The 22824-nt window shown below is 72.8% G+C and carries 17 protein-coding genes and 2 CRISPR repeat arrays; of the genes, 14 read left to right on the top strand and 3 right to left on the bottom strand.

Translation table 11 applies throughout. The features are described from left to right. The 13 genes from ACFVU7_RS23815 to cas2 all read left to right on the top strand — a co-directional run bounded on the left by ACFVU7_RS23815 (window position 1) and on the right by cas2 (window position 18932). Window positions 1–1575, top strand: a complete 1575-nt coding sequence (locus ACFVU7_RS23815) for a peptidoglycan DD-metalloendopeptidase family protein (RefSeq protein ID WP_388046998.1) — start codon at window positions 1–3, stop codon at window positions 1573–1575. Further along, the gene (locus tag ACFVU7_RS23820) at window positions 1572–3047 is read left to right on the top strand and encodes a hypothetical protein (protein ID WP_388047000.1); all 1476 of its coding nucleotides are present in this window, start codon (window positions 1572–1574) and stop codon (window positions 3045–3047) included. The genes ACFVU7_RS23815 and ACFVU7_RS23820 overlap by 4 nt, the downstream gene beginning before the upstream one ends. A gap of 41 nt (window positions 3048–3088) precedes the next feature. Further along, on the top strand, window positions 3089–5173 hold the full coding sequence (locus ACFVU7_RS23825; protein ID WP_388047001.1) for a glycosyl hydrolase family 32: 2085 nt from the start codon (window positions 3089–3091) through the stop codon (window positions 5171–5173). Between the two features lie 142 nt (window positions 5174–5315). Next, entirely contained in the window at window positions 5316–6077 is a 762-nt protein-coding gene (locus tag ACFVU7_RS23830; protein ID WP_375877050.1) for a serine/threonine protein kinase, read from the top strand. A gap of 12 nt (window positions 6078–6089) precedes the next feature. Continuing rightward, the gene (locus ACFVU7_RS23835) at window positions 6090–7553 is read left to right on the top strand and encodes a protein kinase (protein ID WP_388047003.1); all 1464 of its coding nucleotides are present in this window, start codon (window positions 6090–6092) and stop codon (window positions 7551–7553) included. A gap of 2775 nt (window positions 7554–10328) precedes the next feature. Continuing rightward, window positions 10329–10614: a CRISPR direct-repeat array (repeat unit 23 nt; unit sequence AGCCCTCCAGGGCTGATTACGAC). A 208-nt stretch (window positions 10615–10822) separates the two neighbouring features. Next, window positions 10823–11587, top strand: a complete 765-nt coding sequence (gene cas6 / locus ACFVU7_RS23840; RefSeq protein ID WP_388047005.1) for a CRISPR-associated endoribonuclease Cas6 — start codon at window positions 10823–10825, stop codon at window positions 11585–11587. A gap of 50 nt (window positions 11588–11637) precedes the next feature. Further along, entirely contained in the window at window positions 11638–12996 is a 1359-nt protein-coding gene (locus tag ACFVU7_RS23845) for a hypothetical protein (protein ID WP_388047006.1), read from the top strand. Further along, a complete protein-coding gene (gene cas7i, locus ACFVU7_RS23850; protein ID WP_388047007.1) occupies window positions 12997–14058 on the top strand; it encodes a type I-B CRISPR-associated protein Cas7/Cst2/DevR in 1062 nt (353 codons plus the stop codon). Beyond that, entirely contained in the window at window positions 14055–14762 is a 708-nt protein-coding gene (cas5, locus tag ACFVU7_RS23855) for a CRISPR-associated protein Cas5 (protein ID WP_388047009.1), read from the top strand. Before cas7i ends, cas5 begins: the two co-directional genes overlap by 4 nt. Then, the gene (cas3, locus tag ACFVU7_RS23860; protein ID WP_388047012.1) at window positions 14744–17164 is read left to right on the top strand and encodes a CRISPR-associated helicase Cas3'; all 2421 of its coding nucleotides are present in this window, start codon (window positions 14744–14746) and stop codon (window positions 17162–17164) included. The genes cas5 and cas3 overlap by 19 nt, the downstream gene beginning before the upstream one ends. Next, window positions 17161–17682, top strand: a complete 522-nt coding sequence (locus tag ACFVU7_RS23865; RefSeq protein ID WP_388047013.1) for a CRISPR-associated protein Cas4 — start codon at window positions 17161–17163, stop codon at window positions 17680–17682. Before cas3 ends, ACFVU7_RS23865 begins: the two co-directional genes overlap by 4 nt. After that, window positions 17682–18662 (top strand): type I-B CRISPR-associated endonuclease Cas1b, encoded by a 981-nt coding sequence (gene cas1b, locus ACFVU7_RS23870; protein WP_388047015.1) that lies wholly within the window; start codon window positions 17682–17684, stop codon window positions 18660–18662. The genes ACFVU7_RS23865 and cas1b overlap by 1 nt, the downstream gene beginning before the upstream one ends. Window positions 18663–18668: 6 nt before the next feature. After that, window positions 18669–18932 (top strand): CRISPR-associated endonuclease Cas2, encoded by a 264-nt coding sequence (gene cas2 / locus ACFVU7_RS23875; RefSeq protein ID WP_049652019.1) that lies wholly within the window; start codon window positions 18669–18671, stop codon window positions 18930–18932. An 89-nt stretch (window positions 18933–19021) separates the two neighbouring features. Continuing rightward, window positions 19022–19504: direct repeats of the CRISPR family, unit length 29 nt; unit sequence GTCGTGATTAGCCCTGGAGGGCTTGCAAC. A gap of 150 nt (window positions 19505–19654) precedes the next feature. On the opposite strand, the gene ACFVU7_RS23880 is transcribed toward cas2, so the two are convergent. The 3 genes from ACFVU7_RS23880 to ACFVU7_RS23890 form a co-directional block, all read right to left on the bottom strand. Then, window positions 19655–20530, bottom strand: a complete 876-nt coding sequence (locus ACFVU7_RS23880) for a class I SAM-dependent methyltransferase (protein WP_388047017.1) — start codon at window positions 20528–20530, stop codon at window positions 19655–19657. 111 nt (window positions 20531–20641) lie between these two features. After that, the gene (locus ACFVU7_RS23885; protein ID WP_388047019.1) at window positions 20642–21508 is read right to left on the bottom strand and encodes an RNA polymerase sigma-70 factor; all 867 of its coding nucleotides are present in this window, start codon (window positions 21506–21508) and stop codon (window positions 20642–20644) included. After that, on the bottom strand, window positions 21505–22104 hold the full coding sequence (locus tag ACFVU7_RS23890) for a carboxymuconolactone decarboxylase family protein (protein WP_388047020.1): 600 nt from the start codon (window positions 22102–22104) through the stop codon (window positions 21505–21507). Before ACFVU7_RS23890 ends, ACFVU7_RS23885 begins: the two co-directional genes overlap by 4 nt. A gap of 257 nt (window positions 22105–22361) precedes the next feature. Here ACFVU7_RS23890 and ACFVU7_RS23895 point away from each other — a divergent pair, with 257 nt between their 5' ends. Next, window positions 22362–22820, top strand: a complete 459-nt coding sequence (locus ACFVU7_RS23895; protein WP_375877064.1) for a DinB family protein — start codon at window positions 22362–22364, stop codon at window positions 22818–22820. The last annotated feature ends 4 nt before the right edge of the window (window positions 22821–22824 follow it).

The following is a 22824-nucleotide window of genomic DNA, read 5'->3' on the forward strand; positions in this document are numbered from 1 at the left end:
ATGATCTCCCGCACCTCGCGGCGGGCCCTGGCCGTGGTGGCCCTGCTGCTGCCGGTCGCCGTCCCGGCCGCCCCCGCTGTCGCCGTTCCCGCCGCTACCGCTGCTCCCGCTGTTGCCGCCGGGTTCGCGGCGGCCTGCCCGACCGACGGCGCCATCACCCAGCACTACACCGCGGAGCACAACGGCATCGACATCGCCAACAACCGCGGCACCCCGATCTACGCGGTCGGCGACGGCAAGGTCGTCATCTCCGGCCCGGTGTCCGACTACGGCCAGTGGATCCGCATCCTGCACCCGGACGGGACCATCACCGAGTACGGGCACATGCAGCGGCGGGACGTGTTCGAGGGCGACGACGTGAGGGCCGGCCAGCAGATCGCGCTGATGGGCAGCGAGGGCAACTCCACGGGCCCGCACCTGCACCTGCGGGTCTGGGCCGACCCGAACGCGTCCCAGCGCACCGACCCGGAGCCGTACCTCACGGAGCGCGGCGTCACCGTGCCCTGCGTCCCCGGGAGCGGTCCCCGGCCCGCGCCGCTGGTGTATCCGGCGGAGTCCGGCCGGGTGGTCTCGGCCCGGTCCGCGGACGGGCGCCTGGAGGTCTTCGCCGCCGGGGCGAGCGGTGTCTCGCACGCCTGGCAGACCGTGGTCAACGGCGCCTGGTCGGAGTGGGAGGGCCTCGGCGGCCCGGGCGGCGCCGAACTCGCCATCGGTCCGAACGCGGACGGCCGGCTGGAGGTGTTCGCCCTCAACGGCACCACCCTCCAGCACCGTTACCAGCTCCAACCGTCCGGCGCCTGGTCCGGCTGGGAGGACTTCGGCGGCGGCGGCCACGACCTCGCCGTCGGCTCCAACCAGGACGGGCGGCTCGAAGTCTTCGCCTCGGGACCGGCCGCCGTCTTCCACCGCTACCAGACCGCGCCCAACGGCGGATGGTCCGGTTGGGAGGGCACCGGCGGAGGCCCGGCCAACAGTGAGATCGAGCTCGGCAAGGCCCCCGACGGCCGGCTCGAAGTCTTCGCCCTCAACGGCGACACCTTCCAGCACCAGTGGCAGACGGACGTCAACGGCGGCTGGTCCGCCTGGGACGCGACCTTCGGCGGCGGGGGACACGACCTCACCGTCAGCCACAACCGGGACGGCCGCCTGGAGGTCTTCGCCTCGGGACCGGTCGGCGTCTACCACAAGTACCAGACGAACCCCACCAGTTGGTCCGGCTGGGAGGCCACCGGCGGCCCCGCCGACTCCCGGCTCACCAGCGAACTGACCGCGGACGGCCGGGTCGAGGTGTTCGCCATCAACGGCAGTACGGCGCAGCACATCTGGCAGACCGCCCTGAACGCCCCGTACGGCCAGTGGGAGACCTTCGGAGGAGGCGGCACCGAGATCGGCGCCGCCGCCAACGCCGACGGCCGGATCGAGGTGTTCGGTTCCAACACCGACGGCGTCCACCACCGGTGGCAGACCGGCTTCTCCACCTGGTCCGAGTGGGCCTGGCTGAACACCACCCCCGGACCCGCCGTCAGTCTGAACACCACCCCCGGACCCGCCGTCAGTCGAGGAGCCACCCCGTGACCGGCCAGCAGCGCGCCCGCCGGGCGCCCCACCGTGCCCTGCTGTCCGCGATCGCCGCCCTGGGAGTCACGGCGGGCCTGACGGTCGCCGCCCCCTCCGCTCCGGCCGCCACCGGCAGCGACCTGTGTGCCGAGGTCGCCTACCAGGCGGGCTTCCGGGGCGAGGCCCTGGTGACCGCGATCGCCGTCGGCCTCGCCGAGTCCAGCTGCAACCCGCTGGCCTCCAACCGCGAGGGCAACACCCCGGACTACTCCGTCGACCGTGGCCTGTGGGAGATCAACGACCACTTTCACGGTGAGGTCTCCGACGCGTGCGCCTACGACGCCCAGTGCAACGCCGACCAGACCTACCGGATCTCCAACGGCGGCCTCGACTGGCACCAGTGGTCGACCTACAGCGCGCGCGCCCACCTGCGGCACATGGAGGAGGCCCAGGCCGCCGTCGACCGGCTCGGCCACCACGAGCCCGGTCCCGCGCCGCTGGAGTACCCGGCGGAGTCCGGCCGGGTGGTCTCGGCCCGGTCCGCCGACGGACGCCTCGAAGTCTTCGCGGCCGGGAAGAACGGCGTCTCGCACGCCTGGCAGACCGCGATCAACGGCGGCTGGTCGGAGTGGGAGGACCTCGGCGGCCCGGCCGGCGCCGAACTCGCCATCGGCCTGAACGCGGACGGTCGGCTGGAGGTCTTCGCCCTCAACGGCACCACCCTCCAGCACCGTTACCAGCTCCAGCCGTCGGGCGCCTGGTCCGGCTGGGAGGACTTCGGCACCGGCGGCCACGACCTCGCCGTCGGCGCCAACCAGGACGGGCGGCTCGAAGTCTTCGCCTCGGGACCGGTCGGCGTCTTCCACCGGTACCAGACGGCGCCCAACGGCGGCTGGTCCGGCTGGGAGGGCACCGGCGGCGGCCCCGCCGACAGTGAGATCGAGCTCGGCAAGGCCCCCGACGGGCGGCTGGAGGTCTTCGCCCTCAACGGCAGCGTCTTCCAGCACCAGTGGCAGACCGCCGTCAACGGCGGCTGGTCCGCCTGGGACTCCACCTTCGGCACCGGCGGCCACGACCTCACCGTCAGCCACAACCAGGACGGCCGGCTCGAGGTCTTCGCCTCCGGCCCGGCCGGCGTCTACCACAAGTACCAGACGGACCCGACCAGTTGGTCCGGCTGGGAGGCCACCGGCGGCCCCGCCGACGCGCAGCTGACCAGCGGGCGTTCGCCGGACGGCCGGGTGGAGGTGTTCGCCATCAACGGCAGTACGGCGCAGCACATCTGGCAGACCGGCCTGAACGCCCCGTACGGCCAGTGGGACACCTTCGGCACCGGCGGCACCGAGATCGGCTCGGCGAACAACGCCGACGGCCGGATCGAGGTCTTCGGCGCCAACACCGACGGCGTCCACCACAAGTGGCAGACCGGCTTCTCCACCTGGTCCGAGTGGGCCTGGCTGAACACCACCCACGGACCCGCCGCCGGCTGACCACGCCGGAGACCCCGCCGGAAGCCCTCTGGAGCGCAGCGATGCACCCGATCAGCAGGCGCGGCCTGCTGCGGGCGGCCGGAGCGGGAGCCCTCGTGCTCCCGCTCGCGGGCCGTACCGCCCCGGCGGCCTACGCCGTCCCGACCGGCGCCTCCGTCGGCGCCGCCTGGGTCGGCGCCGGCCCGTTCGACCACGTCTACGACCCGTCCACCGCGCGCCGCCGCTACCTCAACGACCACACCCTGGTCCAGGCCGACGGGCGCTGGCACCTGTTCAGCATCGTCGGCGACAGCGCGCCGCCCGGGCAGGCGCCCGACAGCGCGGCCGAGGTCTCGCTCGCGCACGCCTCGGCGCCCTCCCCGTCCGGGCCGTGGCGGAGCCACCCGGACGCGCTGACCGTCGACGCCTCGTACTTCGGCGAGGAGCACCTGTGGGCCCCGCACGTCGTCGAGTCGGGCGGCGTGCACTGGATGTTCTACGCGGCGGGCGGACGCGCCGGGGCGGCGGTCAACGCCGCCACCTCCACCGACCTGTCCACCTGGACGAGGCTGCCGTCCGGTCCGCTGTTCCGCGGGACCGCCGCCCGCGACCCGATGGTGCTGCGGATCGGCACCGAGTGGGTGATGTACTACACCGAGCTGTCCGCCCCCGGCGGCCGCCACCAGGTCTGCTACCGGCGCTCCGCCGACCTGCTGACCTGGGGCGAGCCCGGCGTGGCCTTCGCCGACGCGGCCACCGCCACGGACGGCGTCTCGGTCACCGAGTCGCCCTTCGTGGTGGCCCGGGACGGCTGGTACCACCTGTTCATCGGACCGCGCAACGGGTACGAGGGCACCGACGTCCTCGCCTCCCAGGACCCGTTCCGCTTCTCTCTCGACGGCTACGCCGGCCATGTGCCCGGCCACGCGGTGGAGGTGGTCACCGACGGCCGGCAGTGGTGGGCCAGCGCCGCCGGCTGGTTCCGGCGCGGCCTCTACCTGGCCCCGCTGGACTGGCGGTCCACCCCGCCGCCCTGGCAGAGCCCGGACAACCCCGTCGCCGCCCCGGACGTCCACGGCCGACTGACCGTGTTCGCCCTCGACGCCGCCGACCGGTCGGTGCTGCGCCGGGTCCAGACCGGCCCGGACACCGACACCTGGTCGGACTGGGAGGTGTTCGGGACACCCGCCGGCGCGGTGCCCGTCCTGGGTCGCAACGCCGACGGCCGGCTGGAGGTGTTCTCGCTCGCCCCCGACGGCGCCGCCCTGCACCACCGCGTCCAGCGGAGCGACGGCGGCTGGTCGGACTGGGAGGTCTTCGGCGGCCCGGCCGGCGCCGCCCCCGCCGTCGCCCGGAACGCCGACGACCGGCTGGAGGTGTTCGCGCTCGCCCCCGGCGGCGCCCTGATCGCCCGCCGCCGCCAGACCACGCCCGGCTCGACCGGCTGGGACGACTGGGACCCGGGCTTCGGCGGCCCGGCGGGCGCGCCGCCGGCCGTCGCCGCCAACGCCGACGGCCGACTGGAGGTGTTCGCGCTCGCGCCCGGCGGCGCCGCGCTGCTGCACCGCTGGCAGACCTCGCCCGGCGGCGCCTGGTCCGCCTGGGAGCGCTTCGGGACGCCCGCCGGGGCCGCGCCGCGGGTGGCCCGCGACGGCACCGGGCGGCTGAACGTCACCGCGATCGCCCCGTCCGGCACGGCCGCCTTCCATCGCCGCCAGTCGGTGCCCAGCGGGGGCTGGGACGCCTGGCAGCCGCTGCTCGGCTGGTCCACCGCCGCGCCGCCGGTGATCGCCGGCTCGGATGGCCGGCTGGAGGCCTTCACCCTCTCCCCGGGCGGCGAACGCCTCGCCCACCGCTGGCAGTCGGCGCCCGCCGGAGCCTGGGCACCGACGGACGTGCTCGGCGAGGACTTCGGCGAGCCCGGCCTGGTGCTCGCGGCGCCGCCCTCGGCCGCGGCCGACTCCACCGGGCGGCTGCACGTCTTCGCGGTGGCCGAGGACGGCCGGGTGCGCACCCGCGTCCAGGACCGGCCCGGTGGCGGCTGGCGGCCGTGGGCCGCCTTCGGCGACCGGCCGGTGGCGCCGCTGCGACCGGGGGCGCCGATGGGTGCGGTGGCACCCGTGCGTTCGGGGGCGCCGATGCGCTGACCGAACGCCTGTACCCTCCGCTCCCGCTTTGTCAAGTAGCCTGCGGCATCCGGTTTATTGTCGTACGCGAAGAGGTACCGTTCGTCCGTCCGGCAAGAGCCGGCGCGCGAAACGGGGGAGCGGTGCGCGGGACGGAGGAACGGTGAGCGGGATTGTCGTCCACCTGCCGGAGGGGAACGGCGACGACACGGTGACCTTACGGCTCGGTCCGGGAGAACGGGCGCGCTTCGGCCGGGGCTCCGCCCGCATCCCCGTGGAGCTGCGCCTCGGCGACGAGACGGTCTCCCGACTGGCCGGCGAGATCCACGCGACCGACGACCACTGGCAGTTGAGCAACCTCAGCAACACCCACGCCTACCTGGTGGAGAACCCGGAGGGCGCCGGCGAGTACCTGCGGGTGCCGCCACGGCGGATCGGCGCGCCGATCCCCTTCGAGTTCTCCCGGGTGGTGCTGCCCTCCCGGCGGGAAACCCCGCTCTCCTTCCAGGTGTTCGCGCCCGACCACGTCTACCTGGACCCGGACGCCCACGGCGGCTCCCGGGAGAGCCGCACCATGACGGCGTACTCGCTGGACGAGACCGCCACCTACTTCCTGGTCCTGGTCGCACTCTGCGAACCGTGGCTGCGCGACCGCTCCCCGGCCGCCGTCCCCACCACCCCGCAGGTGGTCGCCCGGCTGCACGGCCACCCCGCCTGCGCCCGGCTCACCGCCCGCGCCGTCAGCTCGCACCTCGACTACCTCGCCGACGAGAAGCTCCGCATCGACCTGCCCGACGGCGACCGCGCGGACCGCCGCAGCGGCAAACGCGAGGCCGTGGTGGGGATCGCCCTGAAGTTCGGCATCGTCCGCGAGGAGCACCTCGCGCTCCTGCCGGCACCCGAACCCGCCCGCACCGGACGGTAGGGAGGGGCGGAGATGCCGCAAGACCCGGCCTTTCCCGGGGAGGCCGTCCCCAGGGAGGGCGTCCCCAGCGAGGCCGTCCCCAGGGAGGGCGTCCCCAGGGAGGGCGTCCCCAGCGAGGCCGTCCCCAGGGAGGGCGTCCCCGAGCAGGACTTCCCCGGGGACGGCGAGGAACTGCTGCCGGCCGGCCACCGGGTCGGCGAGTGGACCGTCACCGGGCTGCTCGGCGAGGGCGGCTGGGCGACGGTCTACGCCGCCCGCCGGGCCGACGGCGGGGCCGGCCGCGCGGACGACGCGGACGGCACGGTCGCCCTCAAGGTGCTGCCGACCGCCGGACTCGCCCCCCGCCAGGCCCGCCAGGTCGCCGAAGCCGCCCGCCGCGAAACCGAGTTGGGCCGCACCGCCCCGCACCCCCGACTGGTCCGGCTGCTCGACACCCTCGTCCTGGCCGCCCCCGACCAGCCCACCCTCGACGGCGCGATCGTCCTCGTCATGGAGCGCGCCCGCTGCACCCTGCGCGACCTGCTCGCCCTCGGCGTCGACGAGGCCGAGGGCGCCCGGATCGTCACCGGCATCTGCGAAGGCCTGGCCCACCTGCACCGCTCCGGCTGGGTCCACACCGACCTCAAACCGGAGAACGTCCTCATCGGCGCCGACGGCGAGGTCCGCCTCTCCGACTTCGGCCTCGCCATCGAACTCACCGGCACCCACGGCCACTGCTCCCCGATGGGCACCCCCGACTACCTCCCGCCGGAACGCTGGACGGAACCACTCGGCGAACACGGCGTCAAAGTCCGTACCACAGCGGACATCTGGGCGCTCGGCATCGTCATCCACGAGGTCTTCGCCGCCGGCGGCCGCCCCTTCCCCGGCGTCACCCCCACCGCCCGCAGCGCCGCGGCCCAACAGTACGCGGAAGGCCGCGCCGCCCTGCGACTGGCCGCCGCCGTCCCCCCGTTCTGGCGCGCCCTCGCCGCCGACTGCCTCGCCCCCACCCACGCCGCCCGCGCCCCGCACACGGCGGAGAGCCTGCTCGCGCGCATCCGCGCCGACCGGGGCCCGCGCCGCCCGCGCCGTCCGAGCACCGCTTTGCTGGCCCTGGCCTCCTGCGCCACGGCCGCCGTCACCGCCACCGCCCTCTGGCCGCACCCGGAACCGCCGCCCGGACAGCCCGCCCACGTCCGCGTCTTCAACGCCGAACGCGGCTGCCAGGACCGCACCGACCACGACCCCCAGTGCAGCCTCGGCCTCGCCGTCGACCCCCTGCGCCCCTACACCGCCGACAACGTCGGCCCCGTCCGCGTCTGGCACAACGACACCCTCGACGCCGACTGCCAACTCCCCACCGGCCTCCCCGTCATCAACGAGGAAGACCTCACCTCCACCCTCTGGTACCGCATTCGCCTCCCAGGCCACACCCCCGCCTGGCTCCCCGCCGTCCGCACCCGCGACCGCCCTGCCCTGCACCCCTGCCCCTGACCGGACAGCCAGAACGGCCCTACGCGCCATCGGTCTTCCCGACCCCGGCCGCGAGGTCGCCACCGTCCTACGGCCGCACCGCCGCCGACCAGGCCCGACCCGTCAGCGCAATGGTGGTGCGGACGGAACGGGCGGGAAATGCCTGGCCGCGATCTACCAGGTGATCAGGACGTACCCGTCACCGCCGGTGCTCACAGCGGTGTTCCCGGCGCTGCCGCTACCGGTACCCGACTGGTCGTCCGGGCCGGGCGGTGGTGCGCCGCCGTTCCCGCCCCTGCCCCGCCGCTGCTGCCGCTGGTGCCGCCGCCACCGCCCCGGCCCGCGCCGCCGCTCACGCCTCCGTCCCCGCCCCGGAGGATCCGGTGATCGCAGAACCGTTGTGAACGCGGACGAAGGTGTCCCCGCCATTGCGGGGCCTCGCGCCGACGGACCCCGCCGTCCCCGCGCCACCGGGTTCGGCTGGGCGCAGAGTGGCGCCCGCCGCACCGCCTCCACCGCCTGCACCGCCACCGCCACTCCGGCCTCCGGAGACGCCGCCCTGGCCGACGATGACCACGAGGCGGATGCCCGGGGTCACCGGCACGGCGGTGCAGGCCAGGGCCGCTCCGCCGCCCCCGCCGCCGCCGCCCCCGCCGCCGCCCCCACCGGCCCCTCCGGCGCCGCCGCCGCCCGTGGCGCTACCGAGGAAGGTTCAGTTACCGCCTCCTCCTCCGCCCCACCCCACCTCCGCCACCGGGCGCGCCGCCGCCACCGGGACCGAGCGCGTACAGGTTCAGCGAGGTGACGCCCTCAGCCACCTTGAAGAGGTAGATGTCGGCCTTGCCGTACGCCTGCTGGCCGTGGGGCTGGTCGGCCAGGGCGGGGAGCCCGCCGTCCTCGGGACGCGGGGTGGGCGGGAGCCGCCGCCGCGAGCTGGCAGCACAACGCCATGGGCACCCCGAGCAGCACGCCCGGCTGCCCGAGCGGAAGCACCCGGTGCGCACGGTGCGCACGGGAGCGCCGTACCGGAGGCACGACGGACGACGACGAAGCGGACCCACGGACGGGCCCGCACGATCCACGGAGTCTCATGCTCCCCTTGCGCCCGGACCTCCGGGGCCGGTACCCGCCGATCGCCCCTGGCGGTGCATCAGAGGAGGCAGAGCGCGGGCGTGCGAACGAGGCCGCACGCCCGGGGTTTCCCAGGGAGACGTCTAGTATGTCGCCCCGGCAGGGGAGTTGCATCCCCAGGAGCCGCCGGCGCACACTCCCGTGTAACCCGTCGGTGGGCGGGCTCGAGGCCACTCTGTACCCTGGCAGCCCGCTACGGCGTTGCAACCGGCTCTACGGAACGCCCGGCATCCAGTTCCGGGCGCACCGGCCGATCGTGCCCGCCGTCAAGAGGCACGCCTGCCGGGACGGCGGCGCTGCCCGGGCCGGCGCAGCCGGGCACTGTTCCGGCCACCCCCCTTCGGACGCGGCTTCGGGGCACGGTCGAACCGAGCCCTCGAACGCTTCAACTCGGCCACCCGACGCGACGATCGCCGGGTACGGCGCGGACGCCGTACGGACGGCTCCACCGTTGTACCGGGCGGCAGATCCGCCCGCCGCCTGGCGCGGCCCTTGATGAATTGAAGGGACCACTCCAACACGATGCTCAGGACTACTCCCGCGGCCTTGACCGTAGCTTCGTCCTGCCACAGCAACTCGATGAACTGCACTTCTATCCTCCAGTGATTCGACAAGCTGGAGGGGTGTAGATCACGCGGCCGGGCCGACACCCAGCTTGTGGGTGCCCACCCCGGAACGACCGGCCGCGTCGGCCCTCCCGGGAGCCCGGGGAACCAGAGGTACCCGGAGCCGGGCGACTCCGCAGGCGATGGCCAGCGGCTCCGGCGCACCTTCGGTACCCGACCTCAGGACGCACGCGGCTGGCGGAGGATCTATTCGGGCTTCCAGCCGCCGCCGGCGGGCGCACAGCGGGGTGAGGGGATGCGGTCCCTGAACGCGCCGCTCGCGATGCCAATCCGGACGCATCGCTGCGGATGGCGCTACGCGGGCAACCGCAGCGCCCGGCACGACGGCGGCCAGCAGCGCGTCGACGAGCACGAGAACGGATTCTGAGACGTTCACCTGGTCATCCCCCCACGGGACAGAGGCCTTGGCGACAAGCCGCGCATAGTGCTGGGGTCTTCGCGCTCAGGGCAGCACCAGTATTGGTTGGTCCTTCATGGATCAGCCCAAGGCTTGCTGGCCGCTGGGCTTGGCTGCTGCATCCGACAGTTGATAAAGCCGCAGGTGAGAGGCTAAGTGTCGGATGATGAGTGTGGTTTGGGAGCAGTCCGGCCCGGGGCTGATGTCACCCGATCGTGGGACGCCCGTCTTGATTGGTGGGCCCTCGCGATGCCGGTGAGCTCATCAGCGAACTAGATGACTCGCTCCGATGAATCAACCTGCGAGCAAGTTCGGGAGCAGTGGCACCGGGAGCGGACTGGCACCGCGCATGGGTGATTACGTCGACCCTGAGCGTTGGTCGCGGAGCTGTCGAGACTGGTTCGGATGAGCGTGTTGGCCAGCGGCGGTGTCCGCCCGAGGACTTCACCGCCGCCAGCCTCTCGGCCAACTCTATGGCGCGCTCATTGCAAGCCCTCTAGGGCTGATGAGAACGAACCTGACCGGCGCCACGACGGCACCGTACGAGTGTCGGCCCGCCAAGGCTAGCGGCCTTTGTCGGATCTCACCAACGATCACCGCCCCCCATCGGGAGAGCCCCGTGAGCCTGTTCACCTCGTTGCGAGCCCTCCAGGGCTGGTTGCGACCCGAGCGGGACCTGCGGTGGATCGGCAGCGGCCTGGCGTTGCGAGTCCTCCAGGGCTGACTACGACGCATGCCCGTCGTGCTGTGCGGACAGATCCTCAACCTGTTGCAAGCCCTCCAGGGCTGATTACGACCAGTGTCCCAACCGGTGACGTCCAGGAGCAGGCCGTGTTGCAAGCCCTCCAGGGCTGATTACGACTGCGGCCGTCATCGCCACGGCCCGGCAACAAGGCCTGTTGCAAGCCCTCCAGGGCTGATTACGACCCGAGGGTAAAGCACCAGGTCCAGCGGCGCGTGCGGATTGCGTGCGGCGATGTTGTTGCGGCGACTCGGCGGTAGTGCATCGTGGCAGGTCAGGGCGTTTTGGGGCTGGTGCCTCTGCAGGTGGACGCTATTCCCGTCGCGGGGCTGGCGGCGCGGCCGGGGCCTCTAGCACATATGGCTGGCTATTGCTCCAAATCGTGAGGAATGCAGTGTCGATCGTTTACGCCCAACTACGTTGCGGCGTGTTCGGGTTGCGGCACGCGGGTCGGGAGAGTCTGGTGCGGGTGAGGGTCGATGTGACGCCGGATGCGTCGAGTGTGCGGTGGGAGGACGTGCACGGGGCGGCGCGGGGTGTGGTGTACGGGTTGCTCGGTGGGCAGGACGAGGCCCTGGCACAGGCCCTGCACGACGGCGGGTGGCGGGGGAAGCCGCTGAAGCCGGTGGGGGTGGCCGGGCCGCTGTTTCTGGGGGCGCCGCGGAAGAGGGGCGTGTACTCGACGTCGCGGGACGGTTCGGTGTGGTTCGGGTCGCCGGTGCCGGAGATCGCTTCGGTGTTGGTGCGCGCGCTGGCCGGGGCCGAGGAATTGGTGTGGGGCGCAACGCGGTTGCGGGTGCGCGGGGTCGCGGTGGACATGGATGCGCTGCTGCCGCCGGGGGAGGGGTCGGTGGAGCTGGAGACGATGACGCCGGTCGTGCTCAAGCACGAGAGCTGGAACCTGCTCCCGGGCGACGAGCACTACCTGGACCGCCTCCAGCACAACCTGGCGCACAAGGCGGACGTGTTGGGCCTGCCGGCCCCGCACGGTCTGCGGGTGCTGGAGGCGGGCCCCCGGCGGCGGTTCACGGTGCGTGGGGCGCCGCGGATCGGGGCGCGGGTGCGGGTGGCGATGGAGGCTGACGGCCGGTTCGTGAACGCGATCCGTTCCTGGGGGCTGGGCCTGGACACGATCCAGGGCTTCGGGTGGGTACGGTGACGGCCCTCGTCGCGTCCGGTCATCCCTTGCAGCGGGCGGGTGCCTGGGCCGTGGCCGTCATCGCCGAGCGCGACGTCCCGGGCCGGGTGAGCGCCGCAGACCTCGACGCCATGGCGTCCATCCTGGTGGCGGACGTGCTGGCGGCGGCGACGGCACCCAAGGACAGCGGCGGCCGCTACGACTGGTGGAAGGTCCTGTTCGCGCTGTACCCGAACTCGAAGGCCACGCACAGCAAGCGGCCCTCCGACCCGAACGTGCTGAGGCCGGACATCGAAAGGCTCTTCGCCCCGGACGCCCCGCAGTCCGGGCCGGTGCGGCCGTGCACGTTCTGCGGCGCCGGTACGGTGGTGGTCTGGGCGAAGTCGAACCTCCCCCTGTACGACACCAGCAAGGCCCTGAACACCCTGCCGCCCGGAGTCCCCGGCTGGCCGGTCTGCCGGGGGTGCCGGATCGCGATGTGGGCGCTGCCCTACGGCGCCTGGGTGACGGCCGGCTCGGCCACCGTCCTGTCCTGCCAAGAAGAAGGCGCTGAACGGGAGTTCGCCCGCCGTAACGTACGGCGTGCCCGTCGCGTCATGCAGGCAGGCTTCACCGGGATGCCCGCCGGGGCCAGGCCCGAGCTCGTCGTCCTCGCCGCGCTGCGGGACGCCACCGACGGCCTGTGCACGACCACCCTGTGGAGCTTCAAGAACGACAACCAGGAGCCCTGGCTGCGTGTCACCCGCACCCGGCGTGCTGTCCCGGCCTTCCTCGCCACCGTCGACGGCAACGCGCCGCTGCGCCGTGGCTGGCACCTGCTGCGTCGTGCCCTGGCCCGGCCGGACGCCGGGAAGAGCGGCGCGAGCGAGGCGGCACGGCTGCTGTTCGAGGCTGAGGACGGCCGGAGCCGCCCGCTGCTCGGGCAGCTGCACCGCCTCCTCGCGGATCCCGACGGCGCGTGGGGCGTCGACGACCGCGAGGCCCTGGTCCGGCTCGCCTTCACCTACGCCGAGGAGGTCTTCGGAATGGAAACCGATCTTGAACCGGTAGCGACGCTGATCGCCGACTGGATCGCCCAGGACGGCTCGCGCGGGCGCCTGGCCGAGTACCGCAGGGCCGCGCTCAACGACTACCAGCTCGGCGCGCTCATGGTGAAGGCCTACACGCGTCTGCAACTGGACGGGAACAAGACGCCGTTGGCGGGCCCCGAGCTGTGGAAGCCGCTGATCGGGCGCCGGCCGCGCGCCTGGGAGCAGCGGATGCTCCTGTTCGCGCTGGTGTCGGTGATGCTCCAGCGCCGAGGGGTCGCGATCAGCGGCAAGGAGCCCGACCCGCAGCAGGAACGCGAGATCGAGGAGCTGGCGGAGCAACCGGCGTTCGGCGTGGACACCGAGGACGAGTACGACGCATACGAGATGGAGCAGGCGTAAATGGCTTACCTGGCAGGGATGATGGTGCTCTCCGTGCAGGCCGGGGCACCCAACAACGGGCGGAGTGAGGAGACGGTGTCCCGCGTCAAGTTCGCGCGGGTCAGGGGCCGCAAGTACCCGTACGTGTCCGCGCAGGCGGCGCGTCGCTGGATCCGGGAGACGATGGTCGAGCGCGGTTCGGTGCCGTCGCCCGTCACCCGGGTGGGCAAGGCCCAGGGCAAGGCGCAGAAGGCCAACACCCAGGCGGATCCGGTCCGTTACGCGGACGACGACCTGTTCGGCTACATGCGGGCGGGTGCGAGGAAGGACGACGCGGCGACCACCCTGCGCGACAGCCCGTTCATGCTCGGCACCCTGATGTCCGTCGAACCCGCCTACCCGACCGAGGACTTCGGGGTCATGTCCCGGGGGGTGACCGAACCCGTCCTGCACGGGCACGAGTTCTACACCGCCGACCTCGCCGCGCCCTTCCTGCTCGACCTCCCGAGGATCGGCACGTTCACCCTGCCCGGCGCGGACGGGGTGGGCCGGCCCAACTACCTCACCCAGGAGCAGGCGCTCCAGGTGGCGGAGGCCGCCGCGCTCGGCGCCACCACCGGATCGTTCCGCGACCAGCCGGCTGTCCGGCTGCCGCTGGAGGAGCGGCGCCGCCGGGCCGCGCTGCTGCCCGAGGCGATCGCGCACCTGAGCGGCGGGGCGAAGCAGGCCCTGCACTACGGCGACCGGGTGCCCGCGCTGATCGTCCTGGTCGCCTTCAAGGGCGGCATCAACCCGCTGGGCCACGTGATCGACAGCGACCCCGACACGGGGGTGCGGGTGCGCGGGGACGTCCTGGTCCAGGAGCTCGAAGCGTGGGCGGGGGAGTGGGAGGGGCCGGTACGGATCGGTTGGCGGCCCGGCTTCCGCGACCAGGCGCGCGAGGACTTCGAGAAGCAGTGCGAGCGGCAGCTGGCCGAGGGCACCATCGTCGTCGACCACCCCCGGACTGTTCTGCTCAAGCTGGCGGAGGAACTGCGCGCGGGCGAGCTGGACGGCTGGTTCGACGACCCGGAGCCGCGATGACCCCGGCGCCACCGGGCGGGCCGGTACGGGCCCTGCGCGCGACGTTCCACGCGCCCGTGGCCTCCTTCCGGGACCCGCTGTTCCCCGGTGTCACCCGCGTTCTCCCGGTGCCGCCGCCGTCCACCGTCCGCGGGCTGCTGGCGGCCGCCACCGGCGCGTACGCCGAACCCTTCGTCCTCGGCATGGCGGCCTGGTCGGACGGCCACGGTACCGACACCGAGACCTACCATCCGATCGCCGCCGACGGCAGCAACCCGTCCGCCGGCGGCCGCATCCGGGCCGGAAAGGGCGGTACGACGGCCAAGGACCGGCCCTTCCTCGCCGACGTCCACCTGACCCTGTGGCTGCCCGAACCGGGAGCGGACGGCGACCGGTTCGCCCGGGCGCTGCGCCGGCCTCGTCACGCCCTGCGCCTGGGCCGCTCCCAGGACCTCGTCCACCTCACCGGACTGGCCCACGTCGTCCTCGAACCCGCCGAGCGGGCGGTCGTCGGCCACGCCCTCGCCCCCGCCGACGGCCACGACGTGCCCTCCGCCCACGAGCACCGCCTCGCCGACACCGTCTCCGCCGACCGCCTCACCACCCGCTGGTCGCCGTACCTGTGGTGCGACGAACCCGCCGGGGCGGCACCGGTCCGCGGCGCCTACCGAGAAGCACCCACCAGTAACGAGGACACCCAAGCCGTATGGCTGCTGACCCCCTGACCCCACCCCTGACCCCACCCCTGGCCCCACCACGAAGGCGCGCCCTCACCGACCTGCGGGCCAAGTCGCTGCCCCGGGAAGACCCCGAACGCCTCACCACCCACCTGCGCACCGTCCACGACGCGGTCGCCCAGCTGGAGGCGCGCATCGGGGCCGCCGGCGTCATCGCCACTGAACCGCAGTTCTGGAGCCTTGTACGCGTCGCGGCGCTGCTGCACGACGCGGGCAAGATCGCCGAACTGTTCCAACGGCAGGTCGAACCCGGCGGCAAACCCTGGGGCGAGCGCCACGAGGTCCTCTCCCTCGCCTACGTCGACCTGCTGGCCCCGGCAGCGGGATGGGGCAGCGAGGAGCGCCTGCTGATCGCCACGCTCGTCGCCGGCCACCACCGGCCGCTCCACGCGGCGTCCTCCCTCGGCGGCGGCAAGCCCGCCCTGTCCCGCCTCTACAACGAACGGACCCGCTGGGACGAGGCCTTCGGCCACGTGCCCGGCCCGGACGGCCCACGGCCGCAGGTCCCGCGCGGCCTGCACCAGGAACTCCTGGCCTGGCTGGCCGGCTCCCTCGGCACCGAACCCGCGCCACCGGGGCCGAACGACCCGGTGCTCGCCGACCGGGCCCGCCTGCTCCTCCAGGACGTCCTCACCGCCTGGAGGCTCCCGGTGAAGGCCCACCAGGGCCTGCTCGCCGTCCTGGCCCAGGGCGCCCTCACCCTGGCCGACCACGCCGGCTCCGCCCACGTGGACCTCCAGACCCACATGCCGCTGCCCACCGACTACCTCGCGCGGCTCCCGTACCCGCCGCACCGGCACCAGCACGACGCCGGTACGACCGTGGGCCACCTCGTCCTCATCGCCCCCACGGGCAGCGGCAAGACCGAAGCCGGACTCTCCTGGGCTGCCCGGCAGTTGGCGACGATGGCGGGCATGCCCAGGGTCGTGTGGACCCTGCCCTACCGTGCCTCCCTCAACGCCGCCCGACGTCGCTTCCAGGACACCCTCCACCCGGCCGCGGGGGAGAAGCAGCCCGACATCGGCCTCCTCCACGGCGCCCTCGCCCGTACCCTCCTCACGGAGGCGTCGGAGGACGACTGCTGTAGCGGCCCCACCAAGGACGACGCCCGCAAAGCCCGCGCCCGTGCCAACGCCATGCGCCTGTTCACCCAACGCCTGCGCGTCGCCACGCCCCACCAACTCCTCGCCGCCGCCATCGCCGGGCCCACCCATTCCTCCGTCCTCCTCGAACAGGCCAACTCCCTGTTCGTCCTGGACGAACTCCACGCCTACGACCCCGAGACCTTCGGCCGGCTCTGCGCCGCGATGCGGCTGTGGGAACAACTCGGCAGCAGGATCGCCGTGCTGTCCGCGACCCTCGCCCCGCCGCTGCTGACCATCGTCGACGAGAGCCTGCACCAGCCCGTCACCTGCCATCGGGCCGAGCCCGGGACGGCGCCGGTGCGGCACCGACTGGTCGTCGACGAGCTCGCGCTGACGGACCCGGAGAGCATCGCGCGGCTGGAAGGGTGGATCGACGAGGGGCACAGCGTGCTGGCGGTCGTCAACAGGGTTGCCGCGGGGCAGGCCCTCTTCGCCGCCCTCGCCGACCACGCCCGCGAGCAGCACCCCGACGACCCGGACGCCGCGCTGCTCCTCCACTCGCGCTTCAAGAACAAGGACCGCGACGAGATCGAACGCCGACTCCTGAAACGCCACCGCGAGCGCCGGTCCGACGACGCGCCGCGTCGAGGCGGTCTGGTCGTCGCCACGCAGACGGTGGAGGTCTCGCTGCAACTCGACTTCGACCGGGGCGCGGTGGAGAACGCCCCCATCGAGGCCGTCGCCCAGCGCGCCGGACGCGTCAACCGTCGGGGCCTCCACCCGGACGGGGCGGTCGAGTTCCGGGTCCACCGGACGGACGGCCACCGCCCGTACGACCAGGGCGCGGTGGAGGCCGCCTGGTCGGCGCTCACCACCCTGGCGCTGGAAGGCGCCACCGACCTCAGCGAACAGGACATCGACCGCCTCCTCGCGCTCGCCTACGACACCGACTGGGGCCACAAGTGGGTTGAGAGGGCTCGGGAGGCCCGCGACGGGTTCACCGCCGAGTTCCTCACCTTCGCCGACCCCTTCCACGACCGCACCGAGTACGCGAAGTCCCTCGGCGAACGCTTCGACACCGTGGAGGTGCTCCTGGAAGAGGACACCGAGGAGTACCGCCGACTCGCGGTCGGCAGGAAGGCGGACCCGCTCCTCGCCGCCGGACTGCTCATCCCGCTGGGCTACGGGCAGTTGAAGACCTACAGCCACGCGTTCGACCGGTCGCTAGGCGTCCATCTCGTCAAGGGCGATTACGACCCCGTCCTGGGCCTCCGCCCGCCCGCCGAAACGGAGACGATCCTGTGAAACCCATCCCTGCGAGTCCACTCGGCGACGACAAGGGCCTCGGCGGCGTCCACATCAAGTACCTGCGCCACTGCCCGCGCCAACTCTGGCTCTACACGCGCGGTTACCGGCCCGAAGGCGGCAGCGACCTCGTCGCCTTCGGGGAGGTCGTGAGCGAGACCACGTTCACGCGACGGCGGGACGTCGACCTCGGCGAAGCCCGCATCGACTGGGTCACCGCCGGGGCCGTCATCCACGAGACCAAGTCCTCCCGCAGCCCATCACCCGCCCACGACGCCCAAGTCAGGCACTACTGCCTGCTGTTGGAGCGCCGAGGCGTCAACGTGCGCGGCGGCACCGTCCACTACCCCCTCATCCGCCGCACCACCGATGTCCCCTGGAACGAAGAGGCGCGGGAAGCGGCCGAGACCGCCGAGGACGAGGCCCGCGCCGTCATCGCCTCGGCCGAACCCCCCGACCGCCGGACCCGTGCCGCCTGCCGCGGCTGCTCCTACCTCGACTACTGCTGGGGAGACTGATGCCCGCCGTCGGCCGTACCTACTGGCTCACCGGACCCTGCCGCATCCGCCGCGAGGACGACAGCATCCGCATCGAGCGTGCCGACGGCAGCCCCGTCCGCATCCCCATCACGGACATCCGCGACCTCGTCGCCTTCGAGCACGTCGACCTCAACACCTCCGTGATGTCCCTCCTCAGCCGCCACGGCGTCACCGTCCACATCCTCGACCACTACGGCAACTACGCCGGACACTTCGCGCCCGCCGAGGCCATGTCCTCCGCCACCGTCCTCCGCCGACAGGTCGAGATCACCGGCGACCCCGCGCAACGCCTCCCGGTCGCGCGCGGACTCCTCCTCGCCACCGCCGAGAACCTCCGCTGGGCCCTCGACACCGACCTCCTCGACCCGGCACTCGAAACCCTGCGCACCGCCCTGCCCGACTGCCACGACACCGACGAACTCATGGGCCAGGAAGGCAACTTCCGCCGCACCGCCTGGGCTGTCCTCGACACCCGCCTCCCCGCCTGGCTCCGCCTCAACGGCCGCACCCGCCGGCCACCCACCAACGCCGGCAACGCCTTCATCAGCTACCTCAACGCCCTCACCTACGCCCGCGTCCTCACCGCCCTGCGCAGCACCCCGCTCCACCCCGCCATCGGCTTCCTGCACAGCGACACCGACCGCCGCCGCAACACCCTCGCCCTCGACCTCGCCGAACCCTTCAAACCCCTGCTCGCCGAACGGCTACTGCGACGGGCCGCCAGCCAGAAGCACCTCAAACCCAGCGACTTCGAGACGGAAGTCGGCCGCGCCGCACTCAGCGCGGACGGCCGAAAGAAGATCGCCGCTCTCGTCCGGGAGGAACTCGCGACGACGGTGTACCACCGGACGCTGAAGCGGAAGGTCAGCTACGAGGAGCTCATCCACCTCGAAGCACTCAAGCTCGTCCGGCTGTGTCTGGAAGGCACGCCGTACAAGCCCTTCCGGCCCTGGTGGTAGCCGCCGATGTTCGTCATCCTGGTCTACGACACCGCAGCCGAACGCAACCCGAAAGTATTGAAAACCTGCCGCAAGTACCTCCACTGGACCCAGCGCAGCGTCTTCCACGGCGAACTCACCGCCGCCCAGTACCGCGCCCTCACCCACACCCTCAATAGCGTGATCGACCCCAGCTACGACAGCATCGTCACCTACACCGCCCGCTCCCCGGACATGATCGACAGGGCAACACTCGGCGCCACCCTCGGCGGGCCGGGCGAGATCCTGTGACCAGCGCCGCTGCAGGACCGATCGGTCGCTGTGCTTCCAGCGCGTACGATGACGCCCGCAGGTGCTCTGACCTTGGACTTTACCCTCGGGTCGTGATTAGCCCTGGAGGGCTTGCAACCCGTCTCCTACCGGCAGGCGGAGCGCACCGCAGAGGCGGTCGTGATTAGCCCTGGAGGGCTTGCAACCGGCGATCACCCAGCCGTCCAGGCAGACGGCGAGCAGCCGTCGTGATTAGCCCGGGAGGGCTTGCAACCCGAGGTTGACGTTGGTGCCGCTGATGGTCCCGCGTCGTGATTAGCCCTGGAGGGCTTGCAACCTGTTGAGCGCCAGCGAGCCGGCTTGGACCCCGTCGTCGTGATTAGCCCTGGAGGGCTTGCAACGCGGTGGGGACGGCGGGGGCCTGGATGATCTCGGGTCGTGATTAGCCCTGGAGGGCTTGCAACACCTCGATCGGCCCGGCGAAAATCTCGCGCGGCGCGTCGTGATTAGCCCTGGAGGGCTTGCAACAGATTGGTGGTGCACGCGCCGAACGGCCCGTCCGGGGTTGTGATCAGCCCTTGAGGGGTTGCAATGGCAGCTGCCCGAAGGTCGGGTGGTCGGCGTACCGCGTCACGGTCAGCCCTGGAGGGCTTAAATCAGGGGCGGTGGCGGCCCCCGCCAGCTGCCGTCGTAGCGTGAGCGGCCCTGGGCCTATGGCAGGCCCAGGGCCGATCAGCGCCCGGTCAGATGCGGATGGCCGTGAGGACGTGGTAGTCGAGGAGGCCGTCGCGCCAGGCGGGGAGGAAGTGGCGGGTCCAGTGGGCGGAGGGGACGGCGTCGGTGAGGTAGCGGTCGAGGCCGGGCCAGACGTCGGCGCCGATGGATTCGGTGGTGATGTCGGTGAAGCCGGTGCGGGTGAGGGAGGTGGTGAAGTCGTCGAGGGGGTGGGCGATGTCGAGGCCGTCGGCGAAGCTGGCGAGGAGGATCTTGAGGCGTTCGGCGACGTCGGGGCCGGGGGCGGTGAAGAAGGTGGCGACGACGAGCCGGCCGCCGGGGCGCAGGACGCGGGCGGACTCGCGGGCGAAGCCGGTCAGTTCGCGGAAGTGCTGGGCGGCCTCGACGGAGAAGACGCCGTCCAGATAGCCGTCGGAGAAGGGGAGTTCGTCCGCCGAGCCGAGGGTGTACGCCAGCCGATCGGGGTACGTTGCCAGGGCTCTCGCGTTGACGGCGCGGGCCCGTTCGATCTGGTCGGGGTGGATGTCCACGCCCGTCACGCCCGCGAACCGGAACTCCCGCAGGGCGAGGGCGGCACCCAGCCCCCGGCCGCAGCCCACCTCCGCCAGCCGCAGCCGCTCCCGCGGCTCCGGGAACTCCCGCAGCACCCGCCGGTACATCTGTTCCTGGCTGCGCACCCGGTCCTCGGAGGTCGGGTCGGCGAGGTCGATCCCTTGCCAGTAGCCGAAGTTGATGAAGCCTCCGGCGAACGACGGGGCGGTGCTGAGGTCGTCGACGCCGTACGTCCGGCGTACGGTCGGGGGGATGCGGTTGTGGTCCATGGGCCGCTGGGTCTCCTGCTCGGTGGGCGCCCGGCCGTCGGGCGCGCCGAGGTACGTACCCAAACCTGTGGTGGTCCGAACACGGTACGTGATGGCGGAGCGTCCAGGGAGCGGTGGGGGAGCGTGGTGGTGCTCCGAGCGGGCTCGGAGCACCACCACGCGAACGGGGAGAGGCTACCGGGTGAGGTCGGCCGGTGTGTCGAGGCGGGTCAGTTTCCGCGGGTTGCGCACGATGTAGACCCGGGTGACCCGGCCGTTCTCCACCGCGAGGCTCACCACCGAGGGTTCGCCGCCGATGTCGATGCGGCCGGCCGGGGCGCCGTTGAGCCACACCGCGGTGGTGTCGAACGGGACCGGGAGCCGTCCGGTGCGCGCGAGCAGCGCGGCCACGGCCTCGGCCCCGTGCACGGGGGCCGGGACGGCGGCCGCGATCCCGCCGCCGTCGGCGATCAGGACGACGTCCGGTGCCAGTACCTCCATCAGGTCCTGCAGCCGCCCGGTGCGCAGGGTCTCCAGGAACCGTTCCACCACCCGTTGTTGCTCGGAGCGGCTGACCCGTACCCGGGGCCGGCGGGCCGCCACGTGTGCGCGGGCGCGCCGGGCGATCTGCCGGACGGTGGGCGGGGTCTTGCCGAGGGCCTCGGCGATCTCCTCGTAGGGCAGCTCGAAGACCTCGCGCAGCACGAACACGGCCCGCTCGGTCGGCCCGAGCGTCTCCAGTACGGTCAGCATCGCGAAGGAGACGCTCTCCGCGAGTTCGACGTCCTCGGCGACGTCGGGGCTGGTGAGCAGCGGCTCCGGCAGCCACTCGCCGACGTACTGCTCGCGCCGACGGGTGAGCGTCCGCAGCCGGTTGAGGCCCTGGCGGGTGACGATCCGGATGAGGTACGAGCGCGGGTCGTGCACCTGGGCGCGGTCGACCCCGGCCCACCGCAGCCAGGACTCCTGTAGCACGTCCTCGGCGTCGGCGGCGGAGCCGAGCAGCTCGTAGGCGACGGTGAAGAGCAGGCTGCGGTGGACGACGAAGGGGTCCTCGGTCATGCCGGCTTCACTCCGGCCGGCACGTCAGCGGCGTCGTCGGCGGTGACGGTGGGCCGGGCCAGCGGGATCCCGCAGGAGTCGGAGAAGCCCTGCGACCGGACGCCGTTCGCGGTGTTGTTCCTGGTGGCCATGTTGACGAAGGCGACGTAGGCGGTGAGTTCGACCATGGCCGCCGGGCCGAGCTCGCCCAGCAGGTGCTCGTACTGCTCGTCGGTGACGGCCGGCGGGGTCACGGTCATGGCCTCGGCGTACGCCATCACCTCGCGCTCCAGCGCCGTGAACACCTCCGCCGCCCGCCAGTTCGGCACCTGGCTCGCCTTGGCCGGGTCCAGGCCCTGGTTCCGGGCCTGGAAGTAGCCGACGTCCAGGCACCAGCCGCAGCCGACCTGGGCGGCCACCGCCATGTGCGCGAAGGACTTGAGGCCCTCGTCGAGCGCGTCCCACTCGGCGATCCCGCGGGAGAAGTCCAGGTTCGCTGTGGCGACGGCGGGGTTGTGCCAGACGGCCTCGACGGGTTCGAGGGCGGTCCCGAACGTCCTGATCATGTTCTCGCTCAGCTCGGCGGGCAGCTGGGCCTTCGGCAGTCGCAGTGCCATGGTGTCCTCCGGGTTCGGTGGTTCGGTGGTTCGGCGGGTTGCCGGACATGAAGACACCGGAGGGCGCCCGGATGTGACAGCGGATGGCGAAGCCGGGAAGCCAGCCAGCCGGGCGGGCGGCCGGGAGAAAAGGCGTTTCGGACCGGCCGGGCGGTTCGCTACAGTCCGCCGGGAGTCCGACCACCGCGAGGAGACCGACCACCGTGACCGTCCCCGACGACCGCCCCGCCCCGCCGCTGACCGGCGGTGAGCGCGAGATGCTGCGCGGCTTCCTCGACTTCCACCGGGCGACCCTGGCCCTGAAGTGCGAGGGCCTGACCGACGAGCAGCTGCGGCTGCGCTCCAGCCCGCCGTCCACGCTCAGCCTGCTCGGGCTGGTCCGGCACATGGCGGAGGTCGAGCGGGTCTGGTTCCGCCGGGTGATCGACGGTGAGGAGCTGCCGCTGGTCTGGTCCGAGGACGGCGACTACCAGGCCGCCTACGACCCCGCCGGCGCCACCCGCGCCGAGGCCTTCGCCGCGTGGCAGGCCGAGGTCGAGCACTCCCGCCGGATCGAGCTCGCCGCCGACTCCCTCGACGTCACCGGCTACCAGGCCCGGTGGGACGCCGAGGTGTCGCTGCGGCTGGTAATGCTCCACCTGATCCACGAGTACGCCCGGCACAACGGGCACGCGGACTTCCTGCGGGAGGCGATCGACGGCACGGTGGGCGCCTGAGCGC

This window comes from Kitasatospora sp. NPDC058046, from assembly GCF_042885595.1.
In the GTDB taxonomy this organism is placed as follows: domain Bacteria; phylum Actinomycetota; class Actinomycetes; order Streptomycetales; family Streptomycetaceae; genus Kitasatospora.

What these genes read in the sequence shown, in the direction of transcription:
- ACFVU7_RS23815 (WP_388046998.1), top strand. Translation starts at nt 1, where the DNA reads ATGATCTCCCGCACCTCGCGGCGGGCCCTGGCCGTGGTGGCCCTGCTG.
- ACFVU7_RS23825 (WP_388047001.1), top strand. Translation starts at nt 3,089, where the DNA reads ATGCACCCGATCAGCAGGCGCGGCCTGCTGCGGGCGGCCGGAGCGGGA.
- ACFVU7_RS23835 (WP_388047003.1), top strand. Translation starts at nt 6,090, where the DNA reads ATGCCGCAAGACCCGGCCTTTCCCGGGGAGGCCGTCCCCAGGGAGGGC.
- cas7i (WP_388047007.1), top strand. Translation starts at nt 12,997, where the DNA reads ATGGCTTACCTGGCAGGGATGATGGTGCTCTCCGTGCAGGCCGGGGCA.
- cas5 (WP_388047009.1), top strand. Translation starts at nt 14,055, where the DNA reads ATGACCCCGGCGCCACCGGGCGGGCCGGTACGGGCCCTGCGCGCGACG.
- cas3 (WP_388047012.1), top strand. Translation starts at nt 14,744, where the DNA reads ATGGCTGCTGACCCCCTGACCCCACCCCTGACCCCACCCCTGGCCCCA.
- cas1b (WP_388047015.1), top strand. Translation starts at nt 17,682, where the DNA reads ATGCCCGCCGTCGGCCGTACCTACTGGCTCACCGGACCCTGCCGCATC.
- cas2 (WP_049652019.1), top strand. Translation starts at nt 18,669, where the DNA reads ATGTTCGTCATCCTGGTCTACGACACCGCAGCCGAACGCAACCCGAAA.
- ACFVU7_RS23885 (WP_388047019.1), bottom strand. Translation starts at nt 21,508, where the DNA reads ATGACCGAGGACCCCTTCGTCGTCCACCGCAGCCTGCTCTTCACCGTC.
- ACFVU7_RS23890 (WP_388047020.1), bottom strand. Translation starts at nt 22,104, where the DNA reads ATGGCACTGCGACTGCCGAAGGCCCAGCTGCCCGCCGAGCTGAGCGAG.
- ACFVU7_RS23895 (WP_375877064.1), top strand. Translation starts at nt 22,362, where the DNA reads ATGCTGCGCGGCTTCCTCGACTTCCACCGGGCGACCCTGGCCCTGAAG.